The sequence below is a fragment of the Streptomyces qaidamensis genome, from assembly GCF_001611795.1.
In the GTDB taxonomy this organism is placed as follows: Bacteria; Actinomycetota; Actinomycetes; order Streptomycetales; family Streptomycetaceae; genus Streptomyces; species Streptomyces qaidamensis.
Genome location: NZ_CP015098.1, coordinates 6,400,715 through 6,425,858, shown reverse-complemented (window position 1 = coordinate 6,425,858; position 25,144 = coordinate 6,400,715). Strand labels below are relative to the sequence as shown.

The window sequence follows — 25,144 nt, the reverse complement described above, 5'->3', positions numbered from 1 at the left end:
TCCTGGCATACGGGGGTAGTGCGAGCGCACTGTCACGGGGGCCATGGAATCGGGCAAGAGGCAACTCTCGGCGGATTGGGGCGCTTACTTATGACACCTACGCTCGTGCGGCAGCACCTGCCTCACGCGGGGGCCGCACCCCGCGTGGACCTGCGTGCACGCGCGCGTGACTGGTCCGAGATCCAGGAGCGGATGCTCGTACCGCTCTACGAGGCCGTCTACGAGCGACTGGAAGTGGGTCCTGCCACGCGGCTGCTCGGCCTCGGCTGCGGTTCCGGACTCTCCCTGCTGATGGCCGCCGCCCGGGGAGCGGCGGTCACCGGTGTCGACGCTTCCCCCGAAAGAATGGCCCTGGCGCGGGAGCGGCTGCTGCCCGGGACGCCGGGCACGCGGACGGGTCCGGACGCGCGGCTGGTCGACGGCTCGCCCCGGGACACCGCGGTGCCGGGCGCTCCCGGGTACACCCTGGTGACCGCCTTCGAGCCGATCGGCTGCCTGGCGGGCGATTCGGAGGGGCTGGGCGGGCTGCTCGCGGAGGCGACACCGCTCACCCAGCGCGGTGCGGCCGTGGTGCTGGCCGGCTGGGGTCCGCCTGAGCGCTGCGCCACGGCGTCCGTGATGCGGGTGGCCACGAAGCTGGCGGAGCCGCTGCGCACCTCGGGCAGCTGGCGTCCCGCCTGCCGCGACGATCTGGAGGACGTCGCCCAGCGGGCCGGGCTCAGGCCGGACGGCTCGGGGCGGGTGGCGTGCCCCTTCGGCTATGCCGATGTGGACAGCGCGGTGCGCGGCCTGAAGTCGACGGGCTTGTTCGACGCGGCGATGACGGCGACGGACCAGGTGCAGGTGGACAAGGAGCTGACCGAGGCCCTGCATCCGCACCGGCGGCAGGACGGCACGGTGTGGATGCCGAACGTGTTCCGGTACCTGATCGCCCGGACACCCTGACGAACGCGTTTCCGATGCAGGTGTGAATGGTGTGAAGAAAGCACCACGGGGTGCTTTTGGTTTCACCAAGTGGATCATGAACACCTAATGTGATCCACCGCTCGGGGACCTACACATCTGCATACAGGAGCTGCTGTGCCGCACCACCAGACCGCGCTGCGCCTCGTCGCGCCCGTCGCCGTCCTCGCTCTGACGCTCACCGCCTGCGGGGGCGGCGACGACACCGCCGACGCGAAGAGCACGGGCACCGCCCAGGCCAAGGCCTCGCCGTCGCCGGAGCCCACCTCCGGCGGCGAGATGGGGGCCGGCGAGAGCGCCACGGGCAAGGTCGCGGAGGACCCGGGCGAGGTCACCTACGAGGTCCTGGCACAGAAGGTCGACGTGGGCACCGAGGCGGAGGCGGCGAAGGCCGTCTCGGAGCCCGACAAGGTCAAGGGCAAGGTGCTGGCCGTCGCGTACCTGAAGTACACGCACAAGAGCGGGCCCGCCCTCACCGAGGGCTCCGACGTGCACGACAGCACCACGGTCTTCGCCGACGGGCAGCGCGGCAGCGTCCTCATCGGCGCCTCCGAGGACGCTGCGGGCTGCGAGGACCCGTACGACGTCGAGAGCTGGAAGCAGGGCGAGAGCCATGTCTTCTGCGAGACGTACGTGATCCCGGCGAACGCCAAGAGCGTCGAGGTCCACTGGGCCGAGGAGGACGGCGAGCCGTACATCTGGAAGTTCCCGAACGGCTGATGACCGGCGAGCCGCCGGCACACCACTGAGGGCGCCCCCTCCAGACAAGGGGGGCGCCCTCAGTGCGGTTCGGTCGGGACGTCAGCCCATGAACTTCTTGAACTCGTCGGGGAGTTCGAAGTCCTTTCCGCCCTGCTGCGGCAGTCCGAAGGCTCCGCCGCCCTCGGCCGCGGCGGCCCGGCGGGCTGCCTCCTCCTGCTCCTGCTGCTTGCGCTTCATCGGGTTGCCGGAGCGCTGCTTGCCCTTGGCCTGCTTCTGCTTCTTCTTCGTCCGGCCGGGGCCGCCGCCCATGCCCGGCATCCCCGGCATCCCCGGCATGCCGCCGCCCTGGGCCATCCGGGACATCATCTTGCGGGCCTCGAAGAACCGCTCGACCAGGTTCTTGACCGCGCTGACCTCGACACCGGAGCCCTTGGCGATACGGGCGCGGCGCGAGCCGTTGATGATCGTCGGCTCCTGGCGCTCGGCCGGGGTCATCGACTTGATGATGGCGGCCGTGCGGTCGACGTCCCGCTCGTCGAGGTTGTTGATCTGGTCCTTCATCTGGCCCATACCCGGCAGCATGCCGAGCAGCTTGGAGATGGAGCCCATCTTGCGGACCTGCTCCATCTGTGCCAGGAAGTCGTCCAGGGTGAAGTCCTGGCCCTTCTTGGACGCCAGCTTGGAGGCCATCTTCTCGGCCTCTTCCTGGCTGAACGTCTTCTCCGCCTGCTCGATCAGGGTGAGCAGGTCACCCATGTCGAGGATGCGGGAGGCCATCCGGTCAGGGTGGAAGGCGTCGAAGTCGTCGAGCTTCTCGCCGTTCGACGCGAACATGATCGGCTTGCCGGTGATCTGCCGGATGGACAGCGCGGCACCACCGCGGGCGTCACCGTCGAGCTTGGAGAGCACCACGCCGTCGAAGCCCACGCCGTCGCGGAAGGCCTCGGCGGTGTTGACGGCGTCCTGGCCGATCATCGCGTCGACGACGAACAGGATCTCGTCCGGGGAGACGGCGTCGCGGATGTCCGCGGCCTGCTGCATCATCTCCTGGTCGATGCCGAGGCGGCCGGCGGTGTCCACGATCACGATGTCGTGGACCTTCGACTTGGCGTGCTCGATGGAGTCCCTGGCGACCTTGACCGGGTCACCGACGCCGTTGCCCGGCTCGGGGGCGTAGACCGCGACACCGGCACGCTCGGCGACGACGCTGAGCTGGTTGACGGCGTTGGGGCGCTGGAGGTCACAGGCGACCAGGAGCGGCGAGTGGCCCTGCTCCTTCAGCCAGTGGCCGAGCTTGCCCGCGAGGGTGGTCTTACCGGCACCCTGCAGACCCGCCAGCATGATCACGGTGGGGGGCTGCTTGGCGAAGCGCAGACGCCGGGTCTCGCCGCCGAGGATGGTGACCAGTTCCTCGTTGACGATCTTGAGGACCTGCTGGGCGGGGTTCAGCGCCTTGCTGACCTCGGCACCGAGAGCACGCTCCTTGACGTTCTTGATGAACGTCCGGACGACAGGAAGCGCCACGTCCGCCTCGAGGAGCGCGATCCGGATCTCGCGCGCCGTGGCGTCGATGTCCGCCTCGGAGAGCCGTCCCTTGCCGCGCAGGTTCTTGAAGGTCGCTGAGAGGCGATCGGAAAGAGTATCGAACACGGCGCTCGCGGTCCTCGGGGTCGGTGGCTACAGGGAATCGCTCTCCAGCGTATCCCGGCGTGACAAGTCGCCGGGTCGGCCTCACCCCCGCAGTGTCTCCTCCAGCTTCCGCGCCACCGACGCCGCCTCGTCCCCGGGCAGGGGCGCGCCCTCCGGGCCGGTCACGTAGAAGGCGTCGACGGCGTTGGCGCCGAGCGTCGAGACGTGCGCGCTGCGCACCCGTACGCTCGCGTCCTCCAGAGCGCGGCCGATGCGGAACAGCAGGCCCGGCGCGTCCTGCGAGCGGACCTCGATCACCGTGGCCAGCCGGGAGGCCGCCGGGTGGACCGACACCCGGGCCGCGGGGGCGACCACGCCCCGGCGGCGCGGATAGGCCGCGTCCCGTTCGGCGAGGCGCCCGGCGATGTCCAGGGAGCCGTCCAGGGCCCGGACCAGGTCCGCGCGCAGCCGGGCGGCCTGCGGCAGGGAGCCGTACTCGGCGGCGACCCGCCAGTCCAGCAGCAGGACGGACCCGTCGACACCGTCCGGGAGGTGCAGGGAGCGCAGCTCGGCGGTGCGTACGGTCAGCCGGTGCATGGCGAGGACACCGGCCACCGCGGGCAGCACCCCGGGCTGGTCGGGGACGGCGATGAGCAGCTCCACGCCGAGCGGCTCGGGGTCGCCGGACGGCTCCTGCCCGGCGGGCGGCTCGGTCTGGGCCCGCAGCGAGAGCACCGGGCTGCCCGTCGCCACCGCCTCCAGGGCGAGCCGCTCCTGCTCGGCGGTCGGCGCGGCCTCCTCCGGGTCGTCGGGGACGTCTCCGGCGAGTACCGCCGAGACCCGTTTGACCAGGTCGGCGACGAGCGAGCCGCGCCAGGACGACCAGGCGGCCGGGCCGGTCGCGAGCGCGTCGGCCTCGGTGAGCGCGTGCAGCAGCTCCAGGGTGCCCTGGGAGCCGACGGCCTCGGCGACGGAGCGCACGGTGGCCGGGTCCTCCAGGTCGCGCCGGGTGGCGGTGTCGATGAGCAGCAGGTGGTGCCGTACGAGGGTGGCGACGACGGCCACGTCGTGGCGGTCGAAGCCGATGCGGGCGGCCACGTCCTTGGCGATGATCTCGCCGGCCACGGAGTGGTCGCCGGGCCAGCCCTTGCCGATGTCGTGCAGCAGCGCGGCGACCAGCAGCAGGTCGGGGCGGCTGACCCGGCGGGTGAACTCGGAGGCGCGCACCGCGGTCTCGATCAGGTGCCGGTCGACGGTCCACAGGTGCACGGCGTTGCGCTGCGGGCGGCAGCGCACCCGCTCCCAGTCGGGCAGCAGCCGGGTGATCAGCCCCTCGGCCTCCAGTGCCTCCCACACCTCGATGGTGGGGCGGCCGGAGCCGAGCAGGGTGACGAGCTGTTCGCGGGCCTCGGCGGGCCAGGGCGTGGGCACCGGGCGCACGGTGGCCGCCAGGCGCCGCACGGCGTGCAGGGAGAGCGGGAGTCCGGCCTGCGCGGCTGCGGCGGCGGCGCGCAACGGCAGCACGGGGTCGCGCTCGGGGCGCGCGGCGCGGGCGAGCACCACCTCGCCGTCCTGCTCCACGACGCCCTCGGCCAGCGGGGACCGCTCGGCGGTCGGCTTCCCGCCGCCCAGCATGGCGCGCAGCCGGGGCCGCACGGCGCGCGAGCGCAGGACGCGCCCCACCTCGCGCCAGGTGACGTCACTGGCGTACGAGACGAGCCGTGCCGCCTCGTACACCTGCCGCAGCAGGGTGTCCGCGTCGAGCAGGCCCAGCTCGGCGGCCACCTGGTCCTGCTCCTGGAGGGCGAGCCGGTCGGTGGCCCGCCCGGTGGCCAGGTGCAGGGCGTCCCGGACGTCGAGGAGCCGGCGCCGGGCGTCGGCGAGGCCCTCGCGCGGGGCGTCGGCGAGCCAGGAGGCGGCGACGGCCCGCAGGGCGGTGGCGTCCCGCAGCCCGCCGCGGGCTTCCTTGAGGTCGGGCTCCAGCAGGTACTGCAACTCGCCCTGGCGTTCGGCACGCTCGGCGCACAGTTCCTGGAGCTCGGGGAGGCGTTTGGGTGCCTGGTTGCGCCAGTCGGCCAGGACGGCGGTGCGCAGTCCCGCGGTGAGCCCGAGGTCGCCGGCGATGTGCCGGGCGTCGAGCAGGCCCAGCTGCACCTTGAGGTCCTCACCCGCGGTCTTGCGGGCCTCGGCGGGTGTGCGGACGGAGTGGTCGAGGTCCAGGCCGAGGTCCCAGACGGGGTACCAGAGCCGGTCGGCGAGGGTGGCGACCGCCTTGGTGTCGCCGCCGTCGTGCAGCAGAAGCAGGTCGAGGTCGCTGCGCGGGGACAGCTCCCCGCGTCCGTAGCCGCCGACGGCGACGAGTGAGACACCGCGCAGCCCCTCGGCGCCCGCTGCGAACAGGCCGGTCAGCCAGTCGTCCGTGAGTTCGGCCAGGGCCGCACGGCGCGGCGGCCCGGACCGCGCCTCCTCGTTGAGGAGACGCAGCCGGGCCGCCGCGTAGCCGCTGGGTCCCGAGTCCTCTGCTTCCTTCTGCACGTCCGTACCCGTCACCCAGTGGCTCCTGTTCTGTTCGCCTGCCTCAAGGGCCTTCAGAGCGCGTCGGGACCGCGCTCGCCGGTCCTGACCCGTACGGCCGTGTCGACCGGGATGGACCAGACCTTGCCGTCACCGATCTTGCCGGTGCGGGCCGCCTTGACCACCACGTCGATCAGCTGCTCGGCGTCGTCGTCCTCGACCAGGACCTCGATGCGGATCTTGGGGACCAGGTCGACGGTGTACTCGGCACCGCGGTAGACCTCGGTGTGGCCCCGCTGACGACCGTAGCCGCTGGCCTCGGTGACCGTCAGGCCGTGTACTCCGAAGGCCTGCAGGGCCTCCTTGATCTCGTCGAGCCGGTGCGGCTTCACGACGGCGGTGATGAGCTTCATGCGTCCACCTTCTTGCTCGCGGCCGCGGCGACCGGGGCCGTGGCGGCGGTCTTGGCGGCACCGCCACCGGCGCCGCTGAAGTCGTATGCGGTCTCGGCGTGCTCGGCCTGGTCGATGCCGGCGACCTCGTCGTCCTCGGGGACCCGCATGCCCATGGTCTTGTCGAGGATGAAGGCGAGGATCGCGGAGACGATCAGGGAGTAGGCGAGCACCGCGAAGACACCGGCGCACTGCTTCCAGAACTGGGTCAGGCCGCCGCCGTAGAAGAGGCCCTCGACCTCGGACTGGCCCTTGCCGCTGGCGAAGAAGCCGATCAGCAGGGAGCCGACGACACCGCCGACCAGGTGGACGCCGACGACGTCCAGGGAGTCGTCGTAGCCGAACTTGTACTTCAGGCCGACGGCCATGGCGCACAGCACACCGGCGATGGCGCCGACGGCGATCGCGCCCATCGGGGTGACCGCACCACCCGCGGGGGTGATGGCGACCAGACCGGCGACGGCGCCGGAGGCGGCGCCCAGCGTGGTGAACGCGCCGTGGCGGATCTTCTCGTAGATGAGCCAGGCGAGCATGGCGGCGGCGGTGGCGACCTGCGTGTTGACGAACATCAGCGCGCCCACGCCGTCGTCGTTGCCGAGCCAGGAGCCGGCGTTGAAGCCGAACCAGCCGAACCACAGCAGACCGGCGCCGAGCATGACCAGCGGCAGGCTGTGCGGGCGCATCGGGTCCTTCTTGAAGCCGACGCGCTTGCCGATGACGAGGATCACGCCAAGCGCCGCGGCACCCGCGTTGATGTGCACCGCCGTACCACCGGCGAAGTCGATGACACCCAGTTCGAAGGCCCAGCCACCGGCGCCCCAGACCCAGTGCGCGACCGGGAAGTAGACGATCGTGGCCCACAGGGTGATGAAGAGCGCCCAGGCGCTGAACTTCACGCGGTCCGCGAGGGCGCCGCTGATCAGGGCGGGCGTGATGATCGCGAACATCAGCTGGAAGACCAGGAACACGAAGACCGGAATGGTGTAGCCGGGCCACAGCTCCGTCAGGCCGATGTTGCCGAGTCCGACCCAGTCGGAGTTCCAGCCGATGAGGCTGCCGGAGTCGGTGCCGAACGCCATGGAGAAGCCGTACAGCACCCACAGGATGGTGACGATCCCGAGGCTGATGAAGCTCATCATCAGCATGTTCAGGGTGCTCTTGACGCGGACCATGCCTCCGTAGAAGAAGGCCAGACCCGGCGTCATGAGCATCACCAGGGCGGAACAGATGAGCATGAACCCTGTGTTCGCGGCAGAGAGCTTGGGCGCTTCTGCGGCAAGGGTGATGGCTGGTGCCATCGGCGTCTCCTCGTCGTTGGTACGGCCCCGTGCGGGCGAAGCCTCGAGCGGAATGAGGGGTGGGCCGGTTATGCGCCACGAGATTGGCGCAGCGCGGTTTCGGTGGAAGCCCCTCGTTGTTTCGCGGCCGTGACGAAGGCGCGTTCTGTGTTACGCGTCGATGAACTGCCGGATTGCGGGCGGGCCGATCGTTATCGTGGCGCAACCTTCGGCTTCGGGGAGCCGTGGGCACGCGGACCGGCCGCGGTCGGCCTTCCGATGACCTGGCATGGGGGAGCCGAGTCGGGCAGTTCGGGAGGGCCGGCCGCGGCCGGGGTTCCGGGGGTCGTACGGCTGCTCAGACCGCCTCGGCGGTCTCGGGCAGTTCGACGGCGAGCCGCTCGGTGAGGTCGACGACTTCACCGAGGTCACCGAAGTCGCGGGCGGCGGTGTCGACCGTCTTCCGGATACGGGTGTTGACGCGCTCGGAGCGGACCTTCTTGGCGACCTGCATGGCCTCGGTGGCGAAGACCGTGCTCCGCTCGGGCTCGCGTTGCAGGAGGTGCACCGTGGCCATGCCGATCAGGTTCAGCGCGTACGACCGCTGGTGCTCGTCGTCCTCGGCGAAGAGCTGTACGGCCCGGTTCATCAGCGGCTCGGCCAGCGAGGCGTACGTGGGGCTGCGGCCGGCGACGTAGGCCAGGTCGCGGTAGGAGTGGGAGTTCTCGCCGTACAGCTCGGCCTCGGAGAAGAAGCGGATCCAGTCGGGATCCGGCTCGTCCCACTCGTCGGCCTCGGCGAAGGTGTCCTCGGCCATCCGGACCGCCCGCTTGCACTTGCCGGGCTGCCCCATGTTGGCGTAGGCGCGGGCCTCCATCGCATACAGCATGGACTGGGTGCGCGGGCTCGCGCAGTCCCGGCTGCCGTACTGCGCGAGGTGGATCAGCTCCAGCGCGTCGTCGGGTCGGCCGAGGTGGATCATCTGGCGGCTCATGCTGGACAGCACGTACGAGCCGAGGGGCCGGTCACCGGCCTCCTTGGCGGCGTGCAGCGCGAGGACGAAGTACTTCTGCGCGGTCGGCTGCAGCCCGATGTCGTACGACATCCAGCCGGCCAGCTCGGCCAGCTCGGCGGCGACCTTGAACAGCCGGCGGGTGGTGGACTCCGGCTGGGGCTCCTGGAGGAGGTCGGTCACCTCGTGCAGCTGGCCGACGACCGCCTTGCGGCGCAGGCCGCCGCCGCACTGGGCGTCCCACTGCCGGAACATCACCGTCGTGGACTCCAGGAGGTCCAGCTCGGGCTTGGAGAGCCGGCCGCGGGCGCGTCCGGAGCCGCCCGCGGGCTCGGGCTCGGAGCGCGGGGCGGGAGGTGAGGGGACGAGCCAGCGCTGCATGGGTTCGATGAGGGCCGGGCCCGCAGACAGGACCAGCGAGCTCCCGAGGAAGCCGCGCCGCGCCAGCATCAGGTCGCTGCGCGAGAACTCGCTGAGCAGGGCCACGGTCTGCGGGCCCGTCCAGGGCAGGTCGACGCCGGTCGCTGAGGGCGACTGGCGGGCGGTGCGCAGCCCCAGGTCCTCGACGGAGACGACGACGCCGAAGCGCTCCGAGAACAGCTCCGACAGGATCCTGGGGATCGGCTCGCGGGGGTTCTCGCCGTCGAGCCAGCGGCGCACGCGGGAGGTGTCCGTGGAGATGTGGTTGGCGCCCAACTGCCGTGCTCTGCGGTTGACCTGGCGGGCGAGTTCCCCCTTGGACCAGCCGCTGCGCACGAACCAGGAGGTGAGCAGCTCGTTCGGGCGCTTGTCAGCGTGCGTCGCGCTCGCAGCGTTCGTTCCGCTTCCGCCGTTGCCGCTCACTGGAACGCCCCCATCCCTGAGACCACTTGTCGCCGAGTGCGCCAAGCCCTATCAGCATGCCGGTCCGTACGGCCGTCCGTCCGGCCCTTGTCACCCTTCGAACGGAATGACGACTTGCCTCCGGCATACCCACGAGCGCATGTACCCCCAGGGCTCGTGCACACAAAGTAATCCTACGATCACCCGTCCAGCCACGGCTCGCACGGAAACGCCACCATTCGCCACCCCTTCGAATGAACTCACGTACGGCAACGCGCGATTGACTTGACACAGCACGAGCAGCAGCGGGTGCAGTGACGCACTCAGGGGCGCGCGTCGTCGGGCACGCAACCGTGTGCGCGTCAGGGCGCTGAATGAACCGACCGCCGCCGGAAAGGCGGAAACAGAGAGTCACGCATCACGATCGCAGCGTAACCACCGGTGCGGCGGACCCGTTGGAGGGGGCATGGGCTTCACGATCGGCATCAGCCGGGGCATGCGCGACATCCGGTCCGGCGCACGCCGCCGCGGCCGCACGTCGGACGGTACGGCCGTGGCCGAGTACACCGGCCTGTGGGGCTGGGACGTGGTGCCGGGCGCCCGGGCCTCGGCGGGCGCCTGCTCCTGCGGCCGCGGTGACTGCCCGGCGCCGGGCGCGCACCCGCTGGACTTCGCGCCGGTGCTCGCCGCAGGAGCGACGCTGGACGACGTGACCGACATCTGGGGCGAGTTCCCCGGCGCCTCGGTGATGCTCCCGGTCGGCCGGGCGTTCGACGTCATCGAAGTGGCCGAACCCGCCGGCTGCCGTGCGCTGGCCCGGCTGGAGCGCATGGGCCTGCCCGTCGGCCCGGTCGCGGCCACCCCGGACGGCCGCGCCCACTTCCTCGTCGCCCCCGGCGCCGCCGCCGACCTGCCCGGCCTGCTCTACCGCATGGGCTGGGACGACCCGGACTCCCTCGACCTGCGCGGTCTCGGCCCCGGCGCGCACATCACGGCGCCGCCCTCCGACCGCGGCGGCCTCGGCCCGGTGCGCTGGCTCCGCTCCCCCGCCCTGGACTCGGCCTCCCGGCCGCCGGAGGCCCGTCTGGTGCTGGGCACACTGGCCTACGTGGCGCACCGGTCACGGGCGTAGGCGCGGCAAGGACACAGAGCGAAGCGCCCGGCCCCGACTGCACCTCGGGGGCGGGCGCTTCTCGCGCAGGTACGGTTCTTCGCAGGTCGTGCCGCGGCTGGTGCCGAGCTCACTCCCCGATAAGGGCGTCAACGAACGCCTCCGGCTCGAACGGAGCCAGGTCGTCCGCGCCCTCGCCGAGGCCGACGAGCTTCACCGGCACGCCCAGCTCACGCTGGACCGCGACCACGATGCCGCCCTTGGCCGTGCCGTCCAGCTTGGTGAGCACGATGCCGGTGATGTCGACGACCTCGGAGAAGACCCGGGCCTGGACCAGGCCGTTCTGGCCGGTGGTGGCGTCCAGGACGAGCAGCACCTCGTCGACCGGGGCCTGCTTCTCCACGACCCGCTTGACCTTGCCGAGCTCGTCCATGAGACCGGTCTTGGTGTGCAGGCGGCCGGCGGTGTCGATGAGCACGACGTTCGCGCCCATCTCCTTGCCCTCCTTGACCGCGTCGAAGGCGACGGAGGCGGGGTCGCCGCCCTCCGGTCCGCGCACGGTGTGGGCGCCGACCCGCTCGCCCCAGGTCTGGAGCTGGTCGGCGGCGGCGGCCCGGAAGGTGTCGGCGGCGCCGAGGACCACGCTCTGGCCGTCGGCCACCAGGACGCGGGCGAGCTTGCCGGTGGTGGTGGTCTTGCCGGTGCCGTTGACGCCGACGACCATGACGATGCCCGGCTTGCGGTCCTCCGGCTCGGTCTTGACCGCGCGGTCCATGTCGCGGCCGACCAGCGTGACCAGTTCCTCGCGGAGCAGGGTGCGCAGTTCCTCGGGGGTGCGGGTGCCGAGCACCTTCACGCGCTCGCGCAGCCGCTCGACCAGTTCCTGGGTGGGCTGCACACCGACGTCGGCCGTGAGCAGCGTGTCCTCGATCTCCTCCCAGGTGTCCTCGTCGAGGTGCTCGCGCGACAGCAGGGTGAGCAGTCCCTTGCCGAGGGCGTTCTGCGAGCGCGAGAGCCGGGTCCGCAGCCGGACCAGACGGCCGGCGGTGGGTTCCGGGATCTCGATCTCGGGGGCTTGGGCGGGCGGCTCCTCGACTACGACCGGAGCCGAGCCGTCCGGGAGATCCACCTCCTCTATCGTGCGCCGCGGTTCCTCCCGCGGCGTCTCGGCCTCGTCGCCGACGTGCGGCTCGGCCGGTGGGGCGGTGATGTCGGGCGCTGCGGGCGGGGGCGGGGGCAGCTGCTTCTTGCGCCGGCTGCCGACGATGAGCCCGCCGAGCGCGCCGAGCACGACCACGGCGATGACTACAGCAAGGATGACGATGTCCATAACGGGTCCAGTATCAGTCATGGGCCCCCGGGGCACCCCGATCGCACCGCCCCGCAGTGCCGCGGGGCGTGGGATCTCCACACCCCTGGCTGTCTGACGCATCGTCAGCTAACGTCCCCCGGACACCCGCCCGGTGGAGGGAGACGCCGCCATGCCCGTCACGGTCGCACGCTTCAACCTCGTGGCTCCCGGGGCCTCTCCCGCCGAGCTCGCCGCCCGGTACCGGGCGGCTCTGGAGATGGCCGCGTACGCCGACGACCGGGGCGTCACCACGGTCCAGACGGAGGAGCACCACGGGGCCGAGAACAAATGGCTGCCGTCTCCGTTCGCCTTCGCCGGGGCGGTCTTCGGTGCCACCCGGCGGATCGCGGTCACGGTCTCGGCGATCATCGGCCCGCTGCACGACCCGCTGCGGCTCGCCGAGGAGATCGCCGTGCTGGACCTGCTGAGCGGCGGCCGGCTGGTGACGGTCGCCGGGATCGGATACCGGCCGGAGGAGTACGACCTGTTCGGCGTGGACTACGCCCGGCGGGGGCGGCTCCAGGACGAGCTGCTGGAGACGCTGCTGCAGGCGTGGACCGGCGAACCCTTCGCCTTCCGGGGCCGCACGGTCCGTGTCACCCCGCGCCCGTACACCGCCCCGCACCCGCTGCTCCTGGTCGGCGGCTCCTCCGAGGCCGCCGCCCGCCGGGCCGCCCGGCTCGGCCTGCCCTTCTTCCCCAGCGCGCACCTGCCGGAGCTGGAGGCGTACTACAAGGAGCGGCTCGCCGAGTACGGCACCGAGGGCTGGGTCATGATGCCCGCCGCCGAGACGCCCCTGCTGCACGTGGCCGAGGACCCGGACCGGGCCTGGGCGCAGTACGGTCGGCACTTCCTGCACGAGGCGCGGACGTACGCCTCCTGGCAGTCGGGCGGAGTGCGCTCTGCTGTGAAATCGGGCGCGACGACGGTCGAGGACCTGCGCGCGGAGGGCGTGTACCGGATCCTCACCCCGGACGCGTGCGTGGCGCTCGGGCTGGACTCCTATGTCCTGCATCCGCTGTCCGGCGGGATGCCGGTGGAGGAGGGGTGGCGGAGTCTGCAGCTGTTCTGCGAGGAGGTGCTGCCGGGGCTGGCGGGCTGACACCCCCGTTGTCCGACGGCACGTCGCCGCCCTCCGGTGATGGACTGCGACCGGTTCGTCGCGCGCCGGCGAAGTGGCCGGACGCGATGAACGACAGACCGTCGCCCCGGCTCGGGCAGTGGCCGACCCGGGGCGACGGCGGGTTACGGGGAGAGGGGCAGCGGGGACTTTGGCCCCTTCTCCCCGAGTCGCGGGACGGGCCTAGCCCATCTCCTCCAGGGTCTTGCCCTTCGTTTCCTTGACGAACTTCAGGACGAACGGGATCGAGAGCGCGGCGAACGCGGTGTAGATCACGTACGTGACGGAGAGGTTCCAGTCGGCCAGTGACGGGAAGCTCGCGGTGATGGCCCAGTTGGCGATCCACTGCGCGGCGGCGGCCACGCCCAGCGCGGCGGCGCGGATCCGGTTGGGGAACATCTCGCCGAGCATGACCCAGACGACCACACCCCAGGACAAGGCGAAGAAGAGGACGAAGATGTGCGCGGCGATCAGGGCGATCCAGCCCTGCGCGGCCGGCAGCTTGCCGTCGACCAGGTGGTACGAGAACGCCCAGGCCTCCAGGGCGAGGCCGACGACCATGCCGACCGAGCCGATGATCGCGAGCGGCCTGCGTCCGATGCGGTCGACGAAGATCATCGCGATGACGGTGCCGAGGATGTTGATGATCGACGTGGTGAAGGAGTAGAAGAACGAGTCCGTCGGGTCCACGCCGACCGACTGCCACAGCGTCGAGGAGTAGTAGAAGGCGACGTTGATGCCGACGAACTGCTGGAAGACCGACAGGCCGATACCGATCCAGACGATCGGCTTGAAGAAGAAGCTGCCGCCCAGCAGGTCCTTGAAGCTCGACCTGTGCTCGCTCTTCATGGCGCCTTCGATCTCGGCGACACGAGCGTCCAGGTCGACGTCCTTGCCCTCGACCTCGGTGAGGATCTCCCGGGCGCGCTCGTGCTTGCCGACGGAGATGAGGAAGCGCGGGGACTCGGGGATGGCGAAGGAGAGCAGCCCGTAGAGGATGGCCGGAACGACCATGACGCCGAGCATGACCTGCCAGGCCTCCAGGCCCATCAGCTTGCCGCGCTGGTCACCGTCGGCGGCGTGCAGCAGGCCCCAGTTGACCAGCTGCGACACGGCGATGCCGATGACGATCGCGGCCTGCTGGAAGGAGCCGAGCCGGCCGCGGTAGGCGGGCGGGGCGACCTCGGCGATGTAGGCCGGGCCGATGACGGAGGCCATGCCGATGGCGAAGCCGCCGACGACGCGCCAGAAGGCGAGGTCCCACAGGGCGAAGGGGAGCGCGGAGCCGACGGCGCTGACGGTGAAGAGGACCGCGGCGATCTGCATGCACCGGATGCGGCCGATGCGGTCGGCTATGCGGCCGGCGGTGGCGGCGCCGATGGCGCAGCCGATGAGGGCGATGGCGATGACCTGGGCGAGGGCCGCGGAGCCGACGTCGTAGCGGTCACGGATGGCTTCGACGGCGCCGTTGATCACGGAACTGTCGTAGCCGAAGAGGAAACCGCCCATCGCGGCCGCCGCCGCGATGAAGATGACGTGCCCGAGATGATCGGGGTGAGCCGTCCCGGCTCCTGACTTGGGTGCCTGCGCTGTGCTGGTCACGTGTACTCCTCGGGCCACCGGCAACGCTGCCGGAGGGGATCTGCCCTTCGAGGTCCACCTGAAGGTACCTGAAGGTAAAAGGAACGTTGCCGAGACTATTCCTTCAAGTTTCGAAGTCAATAGGTCGGCAGCTGTGAATCTGAGGCAGGAGTGTGGGGGCCGTGTGTTCAAGTATTGAAGTCACCGAGAGCGCGCAGGTGAGACCGGTGTAGAGCACACACAATTAGCGGAGGCGCTGGCTGATGACCTTCGACACACCGTCGCCCTGCATGGAGACGCCGTAGAGCGCGTCGGCGACCTCCATCGTGCGCTTCTGGTGGGTGATCACGATCAGCTGGGAGGCTTCCTGGAGCTCCTGCATGATCCGGATGAGCCGCTGGAGGTTGGTGTCGTCGAGGGCGGCCTCGACCTCGTCCATGACGTAGAACGGGCTGGGCCGCGCCTTGAAGATCGACACGAGCATCGCGACCGCGGTCAGCGACCGCTCCCCGCCCGAGAGCAGCGACAGCCGCTTGACCTTCTTGCCCGGCGGACGCGCCTCGACGTCCACGCCCGTGGTGAGCATGTTGTCGGGGTCGGTCAGGATCAGCCGTCCCTCACCCCCCGGGAACAGGCGGGAGAACACGCCCTCGAACTCCCGGGCCGTGTCCCGGTAGGCCTCGGTGAAGACCTGCTCGACGCGCTCGTCGACCTCCTTCACCACCTGCAGGAGGTCCGCACGCGTCTTCTTCAGGTCTTCCAGCTGCTCACTGAGGAACTGGTGGCGTTCCTCCAGCGCCGCGAACTCCTCCAGGGCGAGCGGGTTCACCTTGCCGAGCTGCTGGTAGGCGCGCTCGGCAGACTTCAGGCGCTTCTCCTGCTCGGCCCGGAGATACGGCCTCGGCCGGTTGCGCGGGTGCTCCGGGTCCTCCGGCAGCTCCTCGCCCTCGGCGGGGGGCGAGGGCGGCACGAGCTGGTGCGGGCCGTACTCCGCCACCAGTCCGGCCGGTTCGACACCCAGCTCCTCCAGCGCCTTGGTCTCCAACTGCTCGATGCGCAGCCGCTTCTCGGCGCCGAGTACCTCGCCTCGGTGAACCGAATCCGTCAACTTGTCGAGTTCCGCCTTGAGATCGCGCCCCTCGGTGCGGGCGCGGGCGAGTTCCTGCTCGCGGAGGGCCTTGGCCGCCTCGGCGGCGGTGCGCTCCTCGTCGGCACGGGCCAGGGAGACCTCGACGTGTGCGAGCAGCTGCCTCGCACCCGCGCCGACGGCCTCGGCGACGGCCGCCTCGTGCCGGAGCCGGGCCCGTCGCTGCTCGGCACGCGCGCGTGCCTCGCGTTCCGCGCGGGCGGCGCGGTCCAGCGAGTCGGCCCGTCCGGCCAGGCCCTTGACGCGTTCCTCGTGCGTACGGGCCTGAAGCCGGGCCTCCATCTCGGTCTGGCGTGCGTTGGCGCCGTCGGCGGCGAGCCGGTCCCGGACGGAGGTGTCGGGCTCCTCCTCCATCGGCATCTCCTCGGCGACGGCGAGCCGCTCTGCGAGTTCCTCGACCTCCTGGAGCGCGTTGTCGAGGGCGTCCTGGGCACGGGCCGCGGCGGCGGTGGCACGTTCCGCCTCGCCGGTGGCACCGCGCGCCTGGCCCGCGAGCCGCCCGAGCTGCTGGGCGACGGCCGACTTCTCCCGGTCGGCGGCCCGGCGCCGCTCCCCCAGCTCCTCGACCAGCGCGGCGGCGTCCCTTCGTCGGTCGACGGCCGCGTGCTGGGCCTCCGTGAGCTCCTCGCAGCGGACGGCGAGCTCTTCCAGCTCGGCTGCCGCCTCGTCGACGGAGGCCTGAACTTCGAGGAGGCTGGGGGCGCCGGCGGAGCCGCCGTGGGCGAAGTGGGCGCCGAGGAGGTCGCCTTCGGCGGTCACGGCGGGGAGGTGGGGGTGGGCGTAGACGAGGTCTTCGGCGTCTTCGAGGGTGTTGACGACGACGATGCCGTGCAGCAGCCGGCGTACGGCCGGCATGAGGTCGGTGGGGCCGCGGACGAGGTCTGCGGCGAACGTGTGCCGCGCGTCTGCGGGTCCGTTGTGGTCGTTCGCGCAGTTCCCCGCGCCCCCAGGGTGGGCATCTCCTGCCAGGAGCAGGGTGGCCCGGCCTCCGTCCTGTTTGCGGAGGAGTCTGATCGCGTCCGCCGCAGAGGCCGGGGTCGTGACGGCGATCGCGTCGGCTGCCGCTCCGAAAGCCGCGGCGACAGCGACCTCGTGGCCCGGGGTCACCGTCAGCAGTTCCGCCGCCGGCCCCAGCAGGCCGGAGAGGCGGTCCTTGGCCGCGAGCAGTATCCCGGTGCCGTCCTTGCGGCGCAGGCCAAGGGCGAGGGCCTCGTGACGGGCCTGGGTCGCGGCGCGCTTGCGTTCCGCCGTCGTGGCGGCCTCGCGGGCTGCCGTGAGGGCGGCCTCGGCCTCGGCCAGTTGCTGCTTGGCCCTCTCGTGCTGCTCGGCGAGTTCCGCGTCGCCGGCATCGAGGCCGTCGACCTCGGCCTTGAGGGCCTCGTACTCCTCCTGGGCGGCGACGGCACGTTCCTGCGCCTCGTCCCGGGCGGCCGCCAGGCGTTCGATCTCGGCCTGGGCGGAGGCGGCTCGGGAGCGGGCGGCGTTGACCTGGCCGCTGAGCCGGGCAAGGCCCTCGCGCCGGTCGGCGATGGCGCGGGCCGCGTCCTTCAGGCGCCGTTCCTCCTGGGTGAGCGCGCGTTCCAGCTCGGCGCGGTGGGCGACCGTGTCCTCCAGGGCCCGTTCGGCCGCGTCCAGGGCCGCCTCCAGCTCGGCCTCCTGCTCACGGATGCGGGCGGCCTCGCGCTCCATGTCCTCGGGGTCGCGACCACGCCGCTCCTCGGGGGGCGCGGAGGTGGCGCTCTTCACGCGGGCATCGGCCAGCGAGATCGTGCCCCGTACGCGTTCGGCGAGCTGGGAGAGCTCGTACCAGGTCTGCTGGGCGCGCTGGAGCCGCGGGGTGAGCTGCCGTACCTCGTCCTCCAGGAGGGCCTCGCGCTGGAGCGCCTTGCGCAGTTCCTGTTCGGCGGACTCCTTGCGCTCCTTCAGCGCGGCCTCGTCGGCGACCTCGGCCTTGAGGGCCTCCCGGAGCCGTACGAGGTCGTCGGCCAGGAGGCGCAGGCGGGCGTCGCGCAGGTCGGCCTGGATGACGGCGGCCCTGCGGGCGACGGCGGCCTGCCTGCCCAGCGGCTTGAGCTGCCGTCTGAGCTCGTCGGTGAGGTCCTGCACGCGCGCGAGGTTGGCCTGCATCGCGTCCAGCTTGCGCAACGCCTTCTCTTTGCGCTTGCGGTGCTTGAGGACGCCGGCGGCCTCCTCGATGAAGGCGCGTCGGCCCATGGGATCGGCGTGCAGTACGGAGTCGAGCTGGCCCTGCCCGACGATGACGTGCATCTCGCGGCCGATGCCGGAGTCGGAGAGGAGCTCCTGGATGTCGAGGAGGCGGCAGGTGTCGCCGTTGATCTGGTACTCGCTGCCGCCGTTACGGAACATGATCCGCGTGATGGTGACCTCGGCGTACTCGATGGGCAGGGCCCCGTCCGAGTTGTCGATGGTCAGGGACACCTCGGCGCGGCCCAGTGGGGGGCGGCCGGTGGTGCCGGCGAAGATGACGTCCTCCATCTTGCCGCCGCGCAGCGACTTGGCGCCCTGCTCGCCCATGACCCAGCTGAGCGCGTCGACGACGTTGGACTTGCCCGAGCCGTTCGGTCCGACGACGCACGTGATCCCCGGCTCGAACCGGAGGGTGGTCGCGGAGGCGAACGACTTGAACCCGCGGAGGGTCAGGGCCTTGAGGTGCACGCCGCCGGACTCTACCGCCCGGGTCGGTCCCACTCCATGAACCCACGGTTTCGCCGCTGAACGCGCAGGGCACATCAGACGTTAAAGACGGTGAAAGGATGCGGGGGCAAGCAAGGCAAGAAAGAAGGGACGCCGACGGGGCGTCCCTTGCACTTCAGACAACTAGGCGGTTGTGACGGGCGGCCCAACCACTGCTGTGCTGTTGTGGAGCGGTGCAGTGATCAGGTGAGCGCAGGCTCCGCCTGGTGTGCGTCAACGCTCTCCATGATCCTGTCGTGAGAAGCGGCAGCCGTCAGCGCTTCGTTCTCCGCCTGGATTCGTCCGAGCTCGGATTCCAGGTCCTGGACGCGCTGCTGGAGCCGTCGCATCTCGGCGAGGAGTCGAGGGTCGGAGCCGCCGACGTAACCGAGAAGCGCCTTTGCCATGATGGATGGTCCTCCACAATGCGTGACCGACCGCTGCGGTGTGGGTCGTGAGGGATTCGCACCCGCGGTCTTGGCATGGCCTGGAGTTGTGCTGCCGTTCAGCCATGCCAAACAGCTAAGGTGCGCGGGGCTTTCAGCGTCTCACCAAAAAGTTTGACGGTCAACACGATCACGCCCCGTATTGGGGGCGACCCGGGCACGCGCGGCCTGGAACGGCCGTACTGCGGCTTGTGCGGGGCCCTTGGGGCGTGGCGATCATCTTTGCGGGTGGAGCGTGCCGAGGCAAGCGGTTCTCGGCAATCACCAGCGAGTTTCCGTCCGGGGCGGTCGCCCGCGGGCCGTCCGCGGGCGGCCTGGGGGCCGCCCGGCGGGCGTGCTCAGCGGATGGCGAAGCCGTCGTAGCCGCCGCGTGGTGTGTCCCAGATCTCGGTGACGCCGTCCACGCGGCCGGGCGTGTCGTCACTCTGGAGCCACTCCAGGAGCCCTTCGCAGCCCTCGCGCCCGCCCTCGGCGACCACCTGAACCCGCCCGTCGCCCAAATTGAGAGCAAAGCCACTCAGGCCGCCGATCTCCAGAGCCTTGGCCCGCGTGAACCAGCGGAAACCCACACCTTGGACGCGTCCACGCACCCAGGCGACCAATCGCACATCCTCGCTCATGACTGCAACCTAACCGCCCAATCTCCCTCCGGGCACTTCCTCCACTTGCGCCATGCGGTACCGTCCCCCCTCAACGAATCTCATATGAAACTCACACGATCGAGTGAGTTTGGTGTTGATCTCGAGGACGAGTCGACCGCCAGGACGAGGAAGGCCAGGACATGGGACGCCACCGACGCTCCGACGCCGGCCGCGCCGCCACGGGCCGCGCCACGGGGGACACCCACGCCGACGGCTTCGCGGAGGGTCACGATCCGCTGTACCCCGACGCGGACGACGCCCCGACGATGGGCATCGCGCCCTATCTGAACCCGGAGGCGTACTCCGGCAGCTACGCGAAGAGCGAGGCCTACCTCTTCGGGGCGGAGGGGTCCGCCGCGGGTGACCGCTACGGCGACACGGCCGTCTTCGCGAGCGACGGCTTCGCGAGCGACGGCTTCGCGAGCGACGGCTTCACGCCCGACGGCGGCGCCCGCCGCTCGGGTTCGCACCGCCGCCGCAAGAAGACCGCCCGGCCGATGCGCACCGGCCTGCTCGGCGTCTCCGCCGCCGTCGCCCTCGGCACGGTCGCGGTCGCCACGGGCGCGGTGCCCGGCCTGGACGACTACAAGCTCGGCGGCAACGGCGGGGCCGACAAGGTCCAGGCCGGGGACACCCCGACGAACACCCCGATCGAGCAGGGCGGCACCTCCGGCAGTGCCGAGAGCCGGGACGACACGTCCACCAGCCGGGACGCCGAGCGCTCCGGTTCCCCGTCGCCCTCCGCCTCGAAGTCCTCCGCCGCGCCGACGAAGACGCCGGAGAAGACGGAGAAGACGCAGGAGAAGACCCCGGAGAAGAAGAAGCCGACGGCCACTCCCAGCGAGAAGCCGGACAGCACGCCCTCCCGTACGGCCACCAAGGCCCCGAAGGCTCCCGGTGCCTCCGCCGCCCTGGCCGGCGATTCCGCCGCCGCGGCCCAGGTGCTCAGCCTCGTGAACGAGGAGCGGGCCAAGGTGGGCTGCAGCCCGGTCGCCGCCAACAGTGCCCTGGCCGGTCTGGCCCAGAACTACAGCGAGGACATGGCCGCACGGGGCTTCTTCGACCACACCGACCCGGACGGCCGCACACCGTGGGACCGGGCCGAGAAGGCCGGGATATCCAACCTCGGCGGCGAGAACATCGCCCGCGGCCAGGCCGACGCCGCGGCCGTGATGGACGCCTGGATGAACAGCCCCGGCCACCGCGCGAACATCCTGAACTGCGACTTCAAGACGCTGGGCGTCGGTGTCGAGTTCGGCTCCGGCGGCCCCTGGTGGACCCAGAACTTCGGCTACTAGGGCGCCCTGAGGCACCCCCACAGAAGGCACTAACCTCTGGTTAGTGCCTTCTATCGGTTAGCGCTGTGCTGGCGTACGCTTGGGCATATGACCACCACCCAGGAGCTCGCGGAGGGGCTCGACGACCTCCCGTACAACGTGTTCGCCAAAGCCTGCCCGTCGCGCGGCACGCTGGAGCACGTCACGGGCCGCTGGGGCGGCCTCGCGCTCGGCGCCCTGTACGAGGGCTCGCTGCGCTTCAACGAGCTGCGCCGCCGTGTCGACGGGGTGAGCGAGAAGATGCTGTCCCAGACGCTGCACGCCCTGGAGCGGGACGGCCTGGTCCACCGCGAGGCCCAGCCGACCAATCCGCCCCGGGTGGACTACGAACTGACGCCCCTGGGGCGCGACGTGACGCAGCGGCTGCTCGCCCTGATCCACTTCGTGGAGGGCAGCATGGACGAGGTCCTGGCGGCGCGCGAGCGGTACGACTCCGCTAGGGCGTGATCCGCGGCGGCCGCTGGCACTTCGGGCAGTAGTAGCTCGACCGGTTCATCCAGGGCCGCCGCCGCATAGGCGTGCCGCAGCGCCGGCAGGGCAGGCCCTCGCGCCCGTACGCGTCGAGCGACCGGTCGAAGTAGCCCGACTCCCCGTTGACGTTGACGTAGAGGCTGTCGAAGCTGGTGCCTCCCACGGCGAGGGCCGCGTTCATCACGTCCCGCACATGCCCCAGGAGCATCAGGGTGCGCGGGCGTGTGAAGGTGGCGGTGGGGCGCTCGAAGTGGATACGGGCGCGCCACAGGGCCTCGTCCGCGTAGATGTTGCCGACGCCGCTGATCAGCGACTGGTCGAGCAGGGCGCGTTTGATCGTGGACCGCTTGCGGCGCAGCGCCTGGTGGAAGGCCTCGTCGTCGAAGAGCGGGTCCAGCGGGTCGCGGGCGATGTGCGCGATGACGTCGGGCAGGCCGTCGGGGGTGTTCTCGTGCAGCGACAGGCCGCCGAAGGTGCGCTGGTCGACGAAGCGGAGTTCGGTGTCCAGGGCGTCGGTGAAGCGGACGCGGATGCGCAGGTGCTTCTCGTCCGGGGCCGTGTGCGGCTGGACGAGGAGCTGGCCACTCATGCCGAGGTGGGCCAGGATCGACTGGTCCGTGTCCTCCAGGGGCAGCCACAGGTACTTGCCGCGGCGGCTGGGGACGCCGATGCGGTGGCCCTTCAGGCGGTGGGCGAAGTCGTCGGCGCCCGCGAGGTGGCGGCGCACGGCGCGCGGGTGCCGTACCTCGGTCTCGGCGACCGTCCGGTGGGCGACCCACCGCTCGAGACCGCGCCGTACGACCTCGACCTCGGGCAACTCGGGCATGGGGTCCCCCGTCACAAACCTGCGGATGACCTGAGCGCCCGCCCCGGCAGGGGCGGGCGCTCGGGTGCGCTGTGCTGTGCCGACCGCCGGGTGAGGGCGGGCGGCTGTCAGCCGTCGACGCTGCCGTCGACGGCCGTGTGGGCGGCCTGAGCCGCTGCCGTCTGCGTCGCCTCGGCGGCCTTGGCCGCCTTGGCGCGCTCGTCCGCCGCGGCCCTGATGGACCGCCATGCGGACTCGGCGGCCTGCTGCTCCGCCTCCTTCTTGCTGCGGCCGGTGCCGGTGCCGTACGAGACGCCTCCGACGCGGGCGGCAGCAGTGAAGGTCTTCTCGTGGTCGGGGCCGGTCTCCGTGACCAGGTACTCGGGCACGCCGAGTCCTTCTGTCGCGGTGAGCTCCTGGAGACTGGTCTTCCAGTCCAGGCCGGCTCCGAGGTTGGAGGACTTCTCGATCAGCGGGTCGAACAGGCGGTGCACCAGCTCCGCCGCCGAGTCCAGTCCCTGGTCGAGATAGACGGCGCCGATCACCGCTTCGAGGGTGTCGGCGAGGATGGATGCCTTGTCCCGGCCGCCCGTGCCCTCTTCACCGCGGCCGAGCCGGATGAAGGAGCCCAGGTCGAGCCCGCGGCCCACCTCGGCGAGCGCACGCGAGTTCACCACCGCGGCCCGCAGCTTGGCCAGCTGGCCTTCTGGCAGGTCGGGGTGGGTGCGGTACAGCGTGTCCGTGACCACGAGGCCGAGTACGGAGTCCCCGAGGAACTCCAGGCGCTCGTTGGTCGGCAGACCGCCGTTCTCGTATGCGTACGACCGGTGGGTCAGTGCGCGCACCAGAAGGGCGGACTCGAGCTTGTAGCCGAGCCGCCCTTCCAGAAGCGTGTGGGACGAGGCCTGGTTGTTGTCCGCCGGAGCACTCCCGCTCGCACGGGAAGACTTGTTCTTAGGCGTGGACACAGTGCCTCTCACCAGCCGCTCAGACCTCGAGGACCTGGCGCTTGTTGTAGGTGCCGCACGACGGGCACGCGATGTGCTGCTGCTTGGGCTCGTGGCAGCGCTCGCACGCAACCAGGGTGGGGACCGCAGCCTTCCACTGCGACCGGCGGTGGCGCGTGTTGCTGCGCGACATCTTCCGCTTCGGAACAGCCACGGCTACTTCTCCTGCTTCTCGTCGGCGCGTGCTGACTGAGGCGCGCCGCCGCTCATCTCGTCCTTCTCGCCGTCCTTCATGGTGCCGGCGAGTCCCTGCAATGCCGCCCAACGGATGTCGACGGCGTCATGGTGGTGGTCCGGGTCGTCCGCCAGCCGCGCGCCACATTCGGCGCACAGACCGGGGCAGTCTTCCCGGCACACCGGCTGCATCGGCAGTGCGAGCACCACCGCATCACGCAGCACGGGCTCGAGGTCGAACAAGCCGTCCTCGAGGAAGAGCCTGTCCTCGTCATCCTCGGCGTCGTCGCCCGGTTCCGCGATCACGCGGCCCCGGTCGTCGGCGTCAGGGTACGAGAACATCTCCTGGAACTCCGCTTCGAGCTGCTGCTCGAGCGGCTCCAGACACCTTACGCACTCCCCCTCGGCCGCGGCACGGGCGGTGCCTGTGACGAGCACCCCTTCCATGACCGACTCCAGGCGGAGTTCGAGCTCCACCGGGGCGCCTTCCGGCACTCCGATGACTCCCTTGATACCGAGGTCCTTGGGAGCGTCGACCGTGCGGGTCAGGCGCTGCAGCGCACCAGGCCGCCGACCCAGCTCGTGTGTGTCGAACACGAGGGGGTTGCGGTGGTCGAGGCGGGCGTTCAGAGCCATTCCTGCTTTCGGTGAGAACTCGGGGACGCCGCCCTTCGGTGTTCCCGGGCAGCGTTGATCGCGGACGTCCACGCGACCGAAGAGCCAGGATACTGGACCTTTCGCTGTCGGCCCAATCCGGTCCTCAGCCCTGGCCCCGGCCCTGCTCGTAGGCCCGCAACTGCTCGGCGCTGATCATGCTGGTGTCGAAGAGACTGGTCTCGTCGAGGGCGTAGCCCTGGTGGCCTTGTTGCCCTTGGGAGGCCTGCTGCTGCTGGGCCTGGTTCGGGTCGTAGGCGGCCTGCTGGGGGTCGTAGCCCTGGTAGGCATACGGATCGGCCTGCTGGTAGCCGTAGGGGTCCTGCTGAGCGGCGTAGGCCTGCTGCGGGTAGCCGCCGTAGGGGTCGGGCTGTTGCTGGTAGCCGTACACGGGCTCCGGCTGCTGTGGCTGTGCGTAGTCCTGCTGCTGGGCGGGACGTCCGGCCGGGGGCTTCTGGTCCGTGAGGGCGGCCAGGTCGGCGAGGTAGTCGGCGTCGCTGGAGTGCTGGACGGTGCTGGTGTCGTCGGCGAGGGCACCGAGGTCGTCGCTGGCGATCCGGCCGTGCAGCTTCTGCCGGCCGCGGCCGACGGCCTCCAGGGTCTTGGCGAGGACCGCCTCGAAGGCGCCCAGCTTGACGTCGACGTACTCGTCGGCGCTGCGGCGCTGGGTCTCGGGGTCGTGGCTGCGCTCGGGGGCGTCCTCGTCGTAGTAGCCCTGCTCGTCGGTGCCGGGGCCGGTGCCCAGGAGCTTCTCGCGGCCGCGGCCGACGGAGCCCAGGGTCTTGGTGAGGACGACCTCGAAGTTGGCGAGCTTGGAGTCGACGTACTCGTCGGCCTCGGCGCGGATCTCCTCGGCCTCCTGGCGGGCCTCGGCGAGGATCCGGTCGGCCTCCTCCTGGGAGCGGCGGGCGACCTCGGTGCCGGAGATCAGCGACCCGCGCTCGGCATGCGCGCCCTCGATGATCCGCTGGGCCTCCTGGCGGGCCTGCTCGACCATGTGCTCACGGCCGCCGATCAGCTCCTGCGCCTGGGCGAGGGAGTCGGGCAGCGCCGCGCGCACCTCTTCCAGCATCGCGAGCAGGTCGGCGCGGTTGACCACGCACGAGGCCGACATGGGCATGGACCGGGCGCCGGAGACCGCGGAGACGATCTCGTCCAGCTTCTTCTGCACGTCCACCGTGTGCTCGCCACTCTCTACAGATGCGTTGGAGACGGACGGGACGACTGTACGGCC

21 protein-coding genes are annotated in these 25,144 nt (G+C 71.1%); 6 read left to right on the top strand and 15 right to left on the bottom strand.

What is annotated here, in order from left to right:
* Window positions 1-90: 90 nt before the first annotated feature.
* Together A4E84_RS28650 and A4E84_RS28645 are read left to right on the top strand one after the other, a co-directional pair.
* Window positions 91-945, top strand: a complete 855-nt coding sequence (locus A4E84_RS28650) for a class I SAM-dependent methyltransferase (RefSeq protein WP_062929292.1) — start codon at window positions 91-93, stop codon at window positions 943-945.
* A 135-nt stretch (window positions 946-1,080) separates the two neighbouring features.
* Window positions 1,081-1,683 (top strand): hypothetical protein, encoded by a 603-nt coding sequence (locus tag A4E84_RS28645; protein ID WP_062929291.1) that lies wholly within the window; start codon window positions 1,081-1,083, stop codon window positions 1,681-1,683.
* Between the two features lie 81 nt (window positions 1,684-1,764).
* Here A4E84_RS28645 and ffh read toward each other — a convergent pair whose 3' ends face one another.
* The 5 genes from ffh to nsdA all read right to left on the bottom strand — a co-directional run bounded on the left by ffh (window position 1,765) and on the right by nsdA (window position 9,392).
* Entirely contained in the window at window positions 1,765-3,315 is a 1,551-nt protein-coding gene (gene ffh, locus A4E84_RS28640; RefSeq protein WP_062929290.1) for a signal recognition particle protein, read from the bottom strand.
* A gap of 81 nt (window positions 3,316-3,396) precedes the next feature.
* A complete protein-coding gene (locus A4E84_RS28635; RefSeq protein WP_062929289.1) occupies window positions 3,397-5,844 on the bottom strand; it encodes a [protein-PII] uridylyltransferase in 2,448 nt (815 codons plus the stop codon).
* A 38-nt stretch (window positions 5,845-5,882) separates the two neighbouring features.
* Window positions 5,883-6,221: a P-II family nitrogen regulator gene (locus tag A4E84_RS28630; protein ID WP_003993253.1), complete on the bottom strand. Its 339-nt coding sequence runs from the start codon at window positions 6,219-6,221 to the stop codon at window positions 5,883-5,885.
* Window positions 6,218-7,558: an ammonium transporter gene (locus A4E84_RS28625; RefSeq protein WP_062929288.1), complete on the bottom strand. Its 1,341-nt coding sequence runs from the start codon at window positions 7,556-7,558 to the stop codon at window positions 6,218-6,220. The genes A4E84_RS28630 and A4E84_RS28625 overlap by 4 nt, the downstream gene beginning before the upstream one ends.
* Window positions 7,559-7,895: 337 nt before the next feature.
* On the bottom strand, window positions 7,896-9,392 hold the full coding sequence (gene nsdA, locus A4E84_RS28620) for a transcriptional repressor NsdA (RefSeq protein WP_062929287.1): 1,497 nt from the start codon (window positions 9,390-9,392) through the stop codon (window positions 7,896-7,898).
* Between the two features lie 445 nt (window positions 9,393-9,837).
* Between nsdA and A4E84_RS28615 the strand changes: the two genes are divergently transcribed.
* Window positions 9,838-10,503 carry a bifunctional DNA primase/polymerase gene (locus tag A4E84_RS28615; protein ID WP_062929286.1) on the top strand — a complete coding sequence of 222 codons (666 nt, stop codon included), beginning with the start codon at window positions 9,838-9,840 and terminating at the stop codon, window positions 10,501-10,503.
* A gap of 109 nt (window positions 10,504-10,612) precedes the next feature.
* Here A4E84_RS28615 and ftsY read toward each other — a convergent pair whose 3' ends face one another.
* Window positions 10,613-11,812, bottom strand: a complete 1,200-nt coding sequence (gene ftsY / locus A4E84_RS28610; protein WP_062929285.1) for a signal recognition particle-docking protein FtsY — start codon at window positions 11,810-11,812, stop codon at window positions 10,613-10,615.
* A 151-nt stretch (window positions 11,813-11,963) separates the two neighbouring features.
* Here ftsY and A4E84_RS28605 point away from each other — a divergent pair, with 151 nt between their 5' ends.
* Window positions 11,964-12,935 (top strand): LLM class flavin-dependent oxidoreductase, encoded by a 972-nt coding sequence (locus A4E84_RS28605; RefSeq protein WP_062929284.1) that lies wholly within the window; start codon window positions 11,964-11,966, stop codon window positions 12,933-12,935.
* A gap of 201 nt (window positions 12,936-13,136) precedes the next feature.
* On the opposite strand, the gene A4E84_RS28600 is transcribed toward A4E84_RS28605, so the two are convergent.
* The 4 genes from A4E84_RS28600 to A4E84_RS28585 all read right to left on the bottom strand — a co-directional run bounded on the left by A4E84_RS28600 (window position 13,137) and on the right by A4E84_RS28585 (window position 19,441).
* A complete protein-coding gene (locus tag A4E84_RS28600) occupies window positions 13,137-14,555 on the bottom strand; it encodes a sugar porter family MFS transporter (protein WP_062929283.1) in 1,419 nt (472 codons plus the stop codon).
* Window positions 14,556-14,778: 223 nt separating this feature from the next.
* Window positions 14,779-18,357, bottom strand: coding sequence for a chromosome segregation protein SMC (gene smc, locus A4E84_RS28595; RefSeq protein ID WP_062929282.1), 3,579 nt, complete (start codon window positions 18,355-18,357; stop codon window positions 14,779-14,781).
* A 221-nt stretch (window positions 18,358-18,578) separates the two neighbouring features.
* Window positions 18,579-18,782: a hypothetical protein gene (locus tag A4E84_RS28590; protein ID WP_030852030.1), complete on the bottom strand. Its 204-nt coding sequence runs from the start codon at window positions 18,780-18,782 to the stop codon at window positions 18,579-18,581.
* Between the two features lie 377 nt (window positions 18,783-19,159).
* The gene (locus A4E84_RS28585; protein ID WP_031138144.1) at window positions 19,160-19,441 is read right to left on the bottom strand and encodes an acylphosphatase; all 282 of its coding nucleotides are present in this window, start codon (window positions 19,439-19,441) and stop codon (window positions 19,160-19,162) included.
* 161 nt (window positions 19,442-19,602) lie between these two features.
* Between A4E84_RS28585 and A4E84_RS28580 the strand changes: the two genes are divergently transcribed.
* The gene (locus tag A4E84_RS28580) at window positions 19,603-20,760 is read left to right on the top strand and encodes a CAP domain-containing protein (RefSeq protein ID WP_062929281.1); all 1,158 of its coding nucleotides are present in this window, start codon (window positions 19,603-19,605) and stop codon (window positions 20,758-20,760) included.
* Between the two features lie 87 nt (window positions 20,761-20,847).
* On the top strand, window positions 20,848-21,246 hold the full coding sequence (locus A4E84_RS28575) for a winged helix-turn-helix transcriptional regulator (RefSeq protein ID WP_062929280.1): 399 nt from the start codon (window positions 20,848-20,850) through the stop codon (window positions 21,244-21,246).
* Here A4E84_RS28575 and mutM read toward each other — a convergent pair.
* The 5 genes from mutM to A4E84_RS28550 form a co-directional block, all read right to left on the bottom strand.
* The gene (mutM, locus tag A4E84_RS28570) at window positions 21,236-22,096 is read right to left on the bottom strand and encodes a bifunctional DNA-formamidopyrimidine glycosylase/DNA-(apurinic or apyrimidinic site) lyase (protein WP_062929279.1); all 861 of its coding nucleotides are present in this window, start codon (window positions 22,094-22,096) and stop codon (window positions 21,236-21,238) included. The genes A4E84_RS28575 and mutM overlap by 11 nt on opposite strands.
* A gap of 107 nt (window positions 22,097-22,203) precedes the next feature.
* Entirely contained in the window at window positions 22,204-23,055 is an 852-nt protein-coding gene (rnc, locus tag A4E84_RS28565) for a ribonuclease III (protein WP_174569468.1), read from the bottom strand.
* A 7-nt stretch (window positions 23,056-23,062) separates the two neighbouring features.
* Window positions 23,063-23,236 (bottom strand): 50S ribosomal protein L32, encoded by a 174-nt coding sequence (gene rpmF, locus A4E84_RS28560; protein ID WP_003951102.1) that lies wholly within the window; start codon window positions 23,234-23,236, stop codon window positions 23,063-23,065.
* Window positions 23,237-23,238: 2 nt separating this feature from the next.
* Window positions 23,239-23,892 (bottom strand): YceD family protein, encoded by a 654-nt coding sequence (locus A4E84_RS28555; RefSeq protein WP_062929277.1) that lies wholly within the window; start codon window positions 23,890-23,892, stop codon window positions 23,239-23,241.
* Between the two features lie 124 nt (window positions 23,893-24,016).
* Complete coding sequence (locus A4E84_RS28550; protein ID WP_062929276.1) at window positions 24,017-25,087, bottom strand: ATP synthase F0 subunit B; 1,071 nt, start codon at window positions 25,085-25,087, stop codon at window positions 24,017-24,019.
* Between the last annotated feature and the right edge of the window lie 57 nt (window positions 25,088-25,144).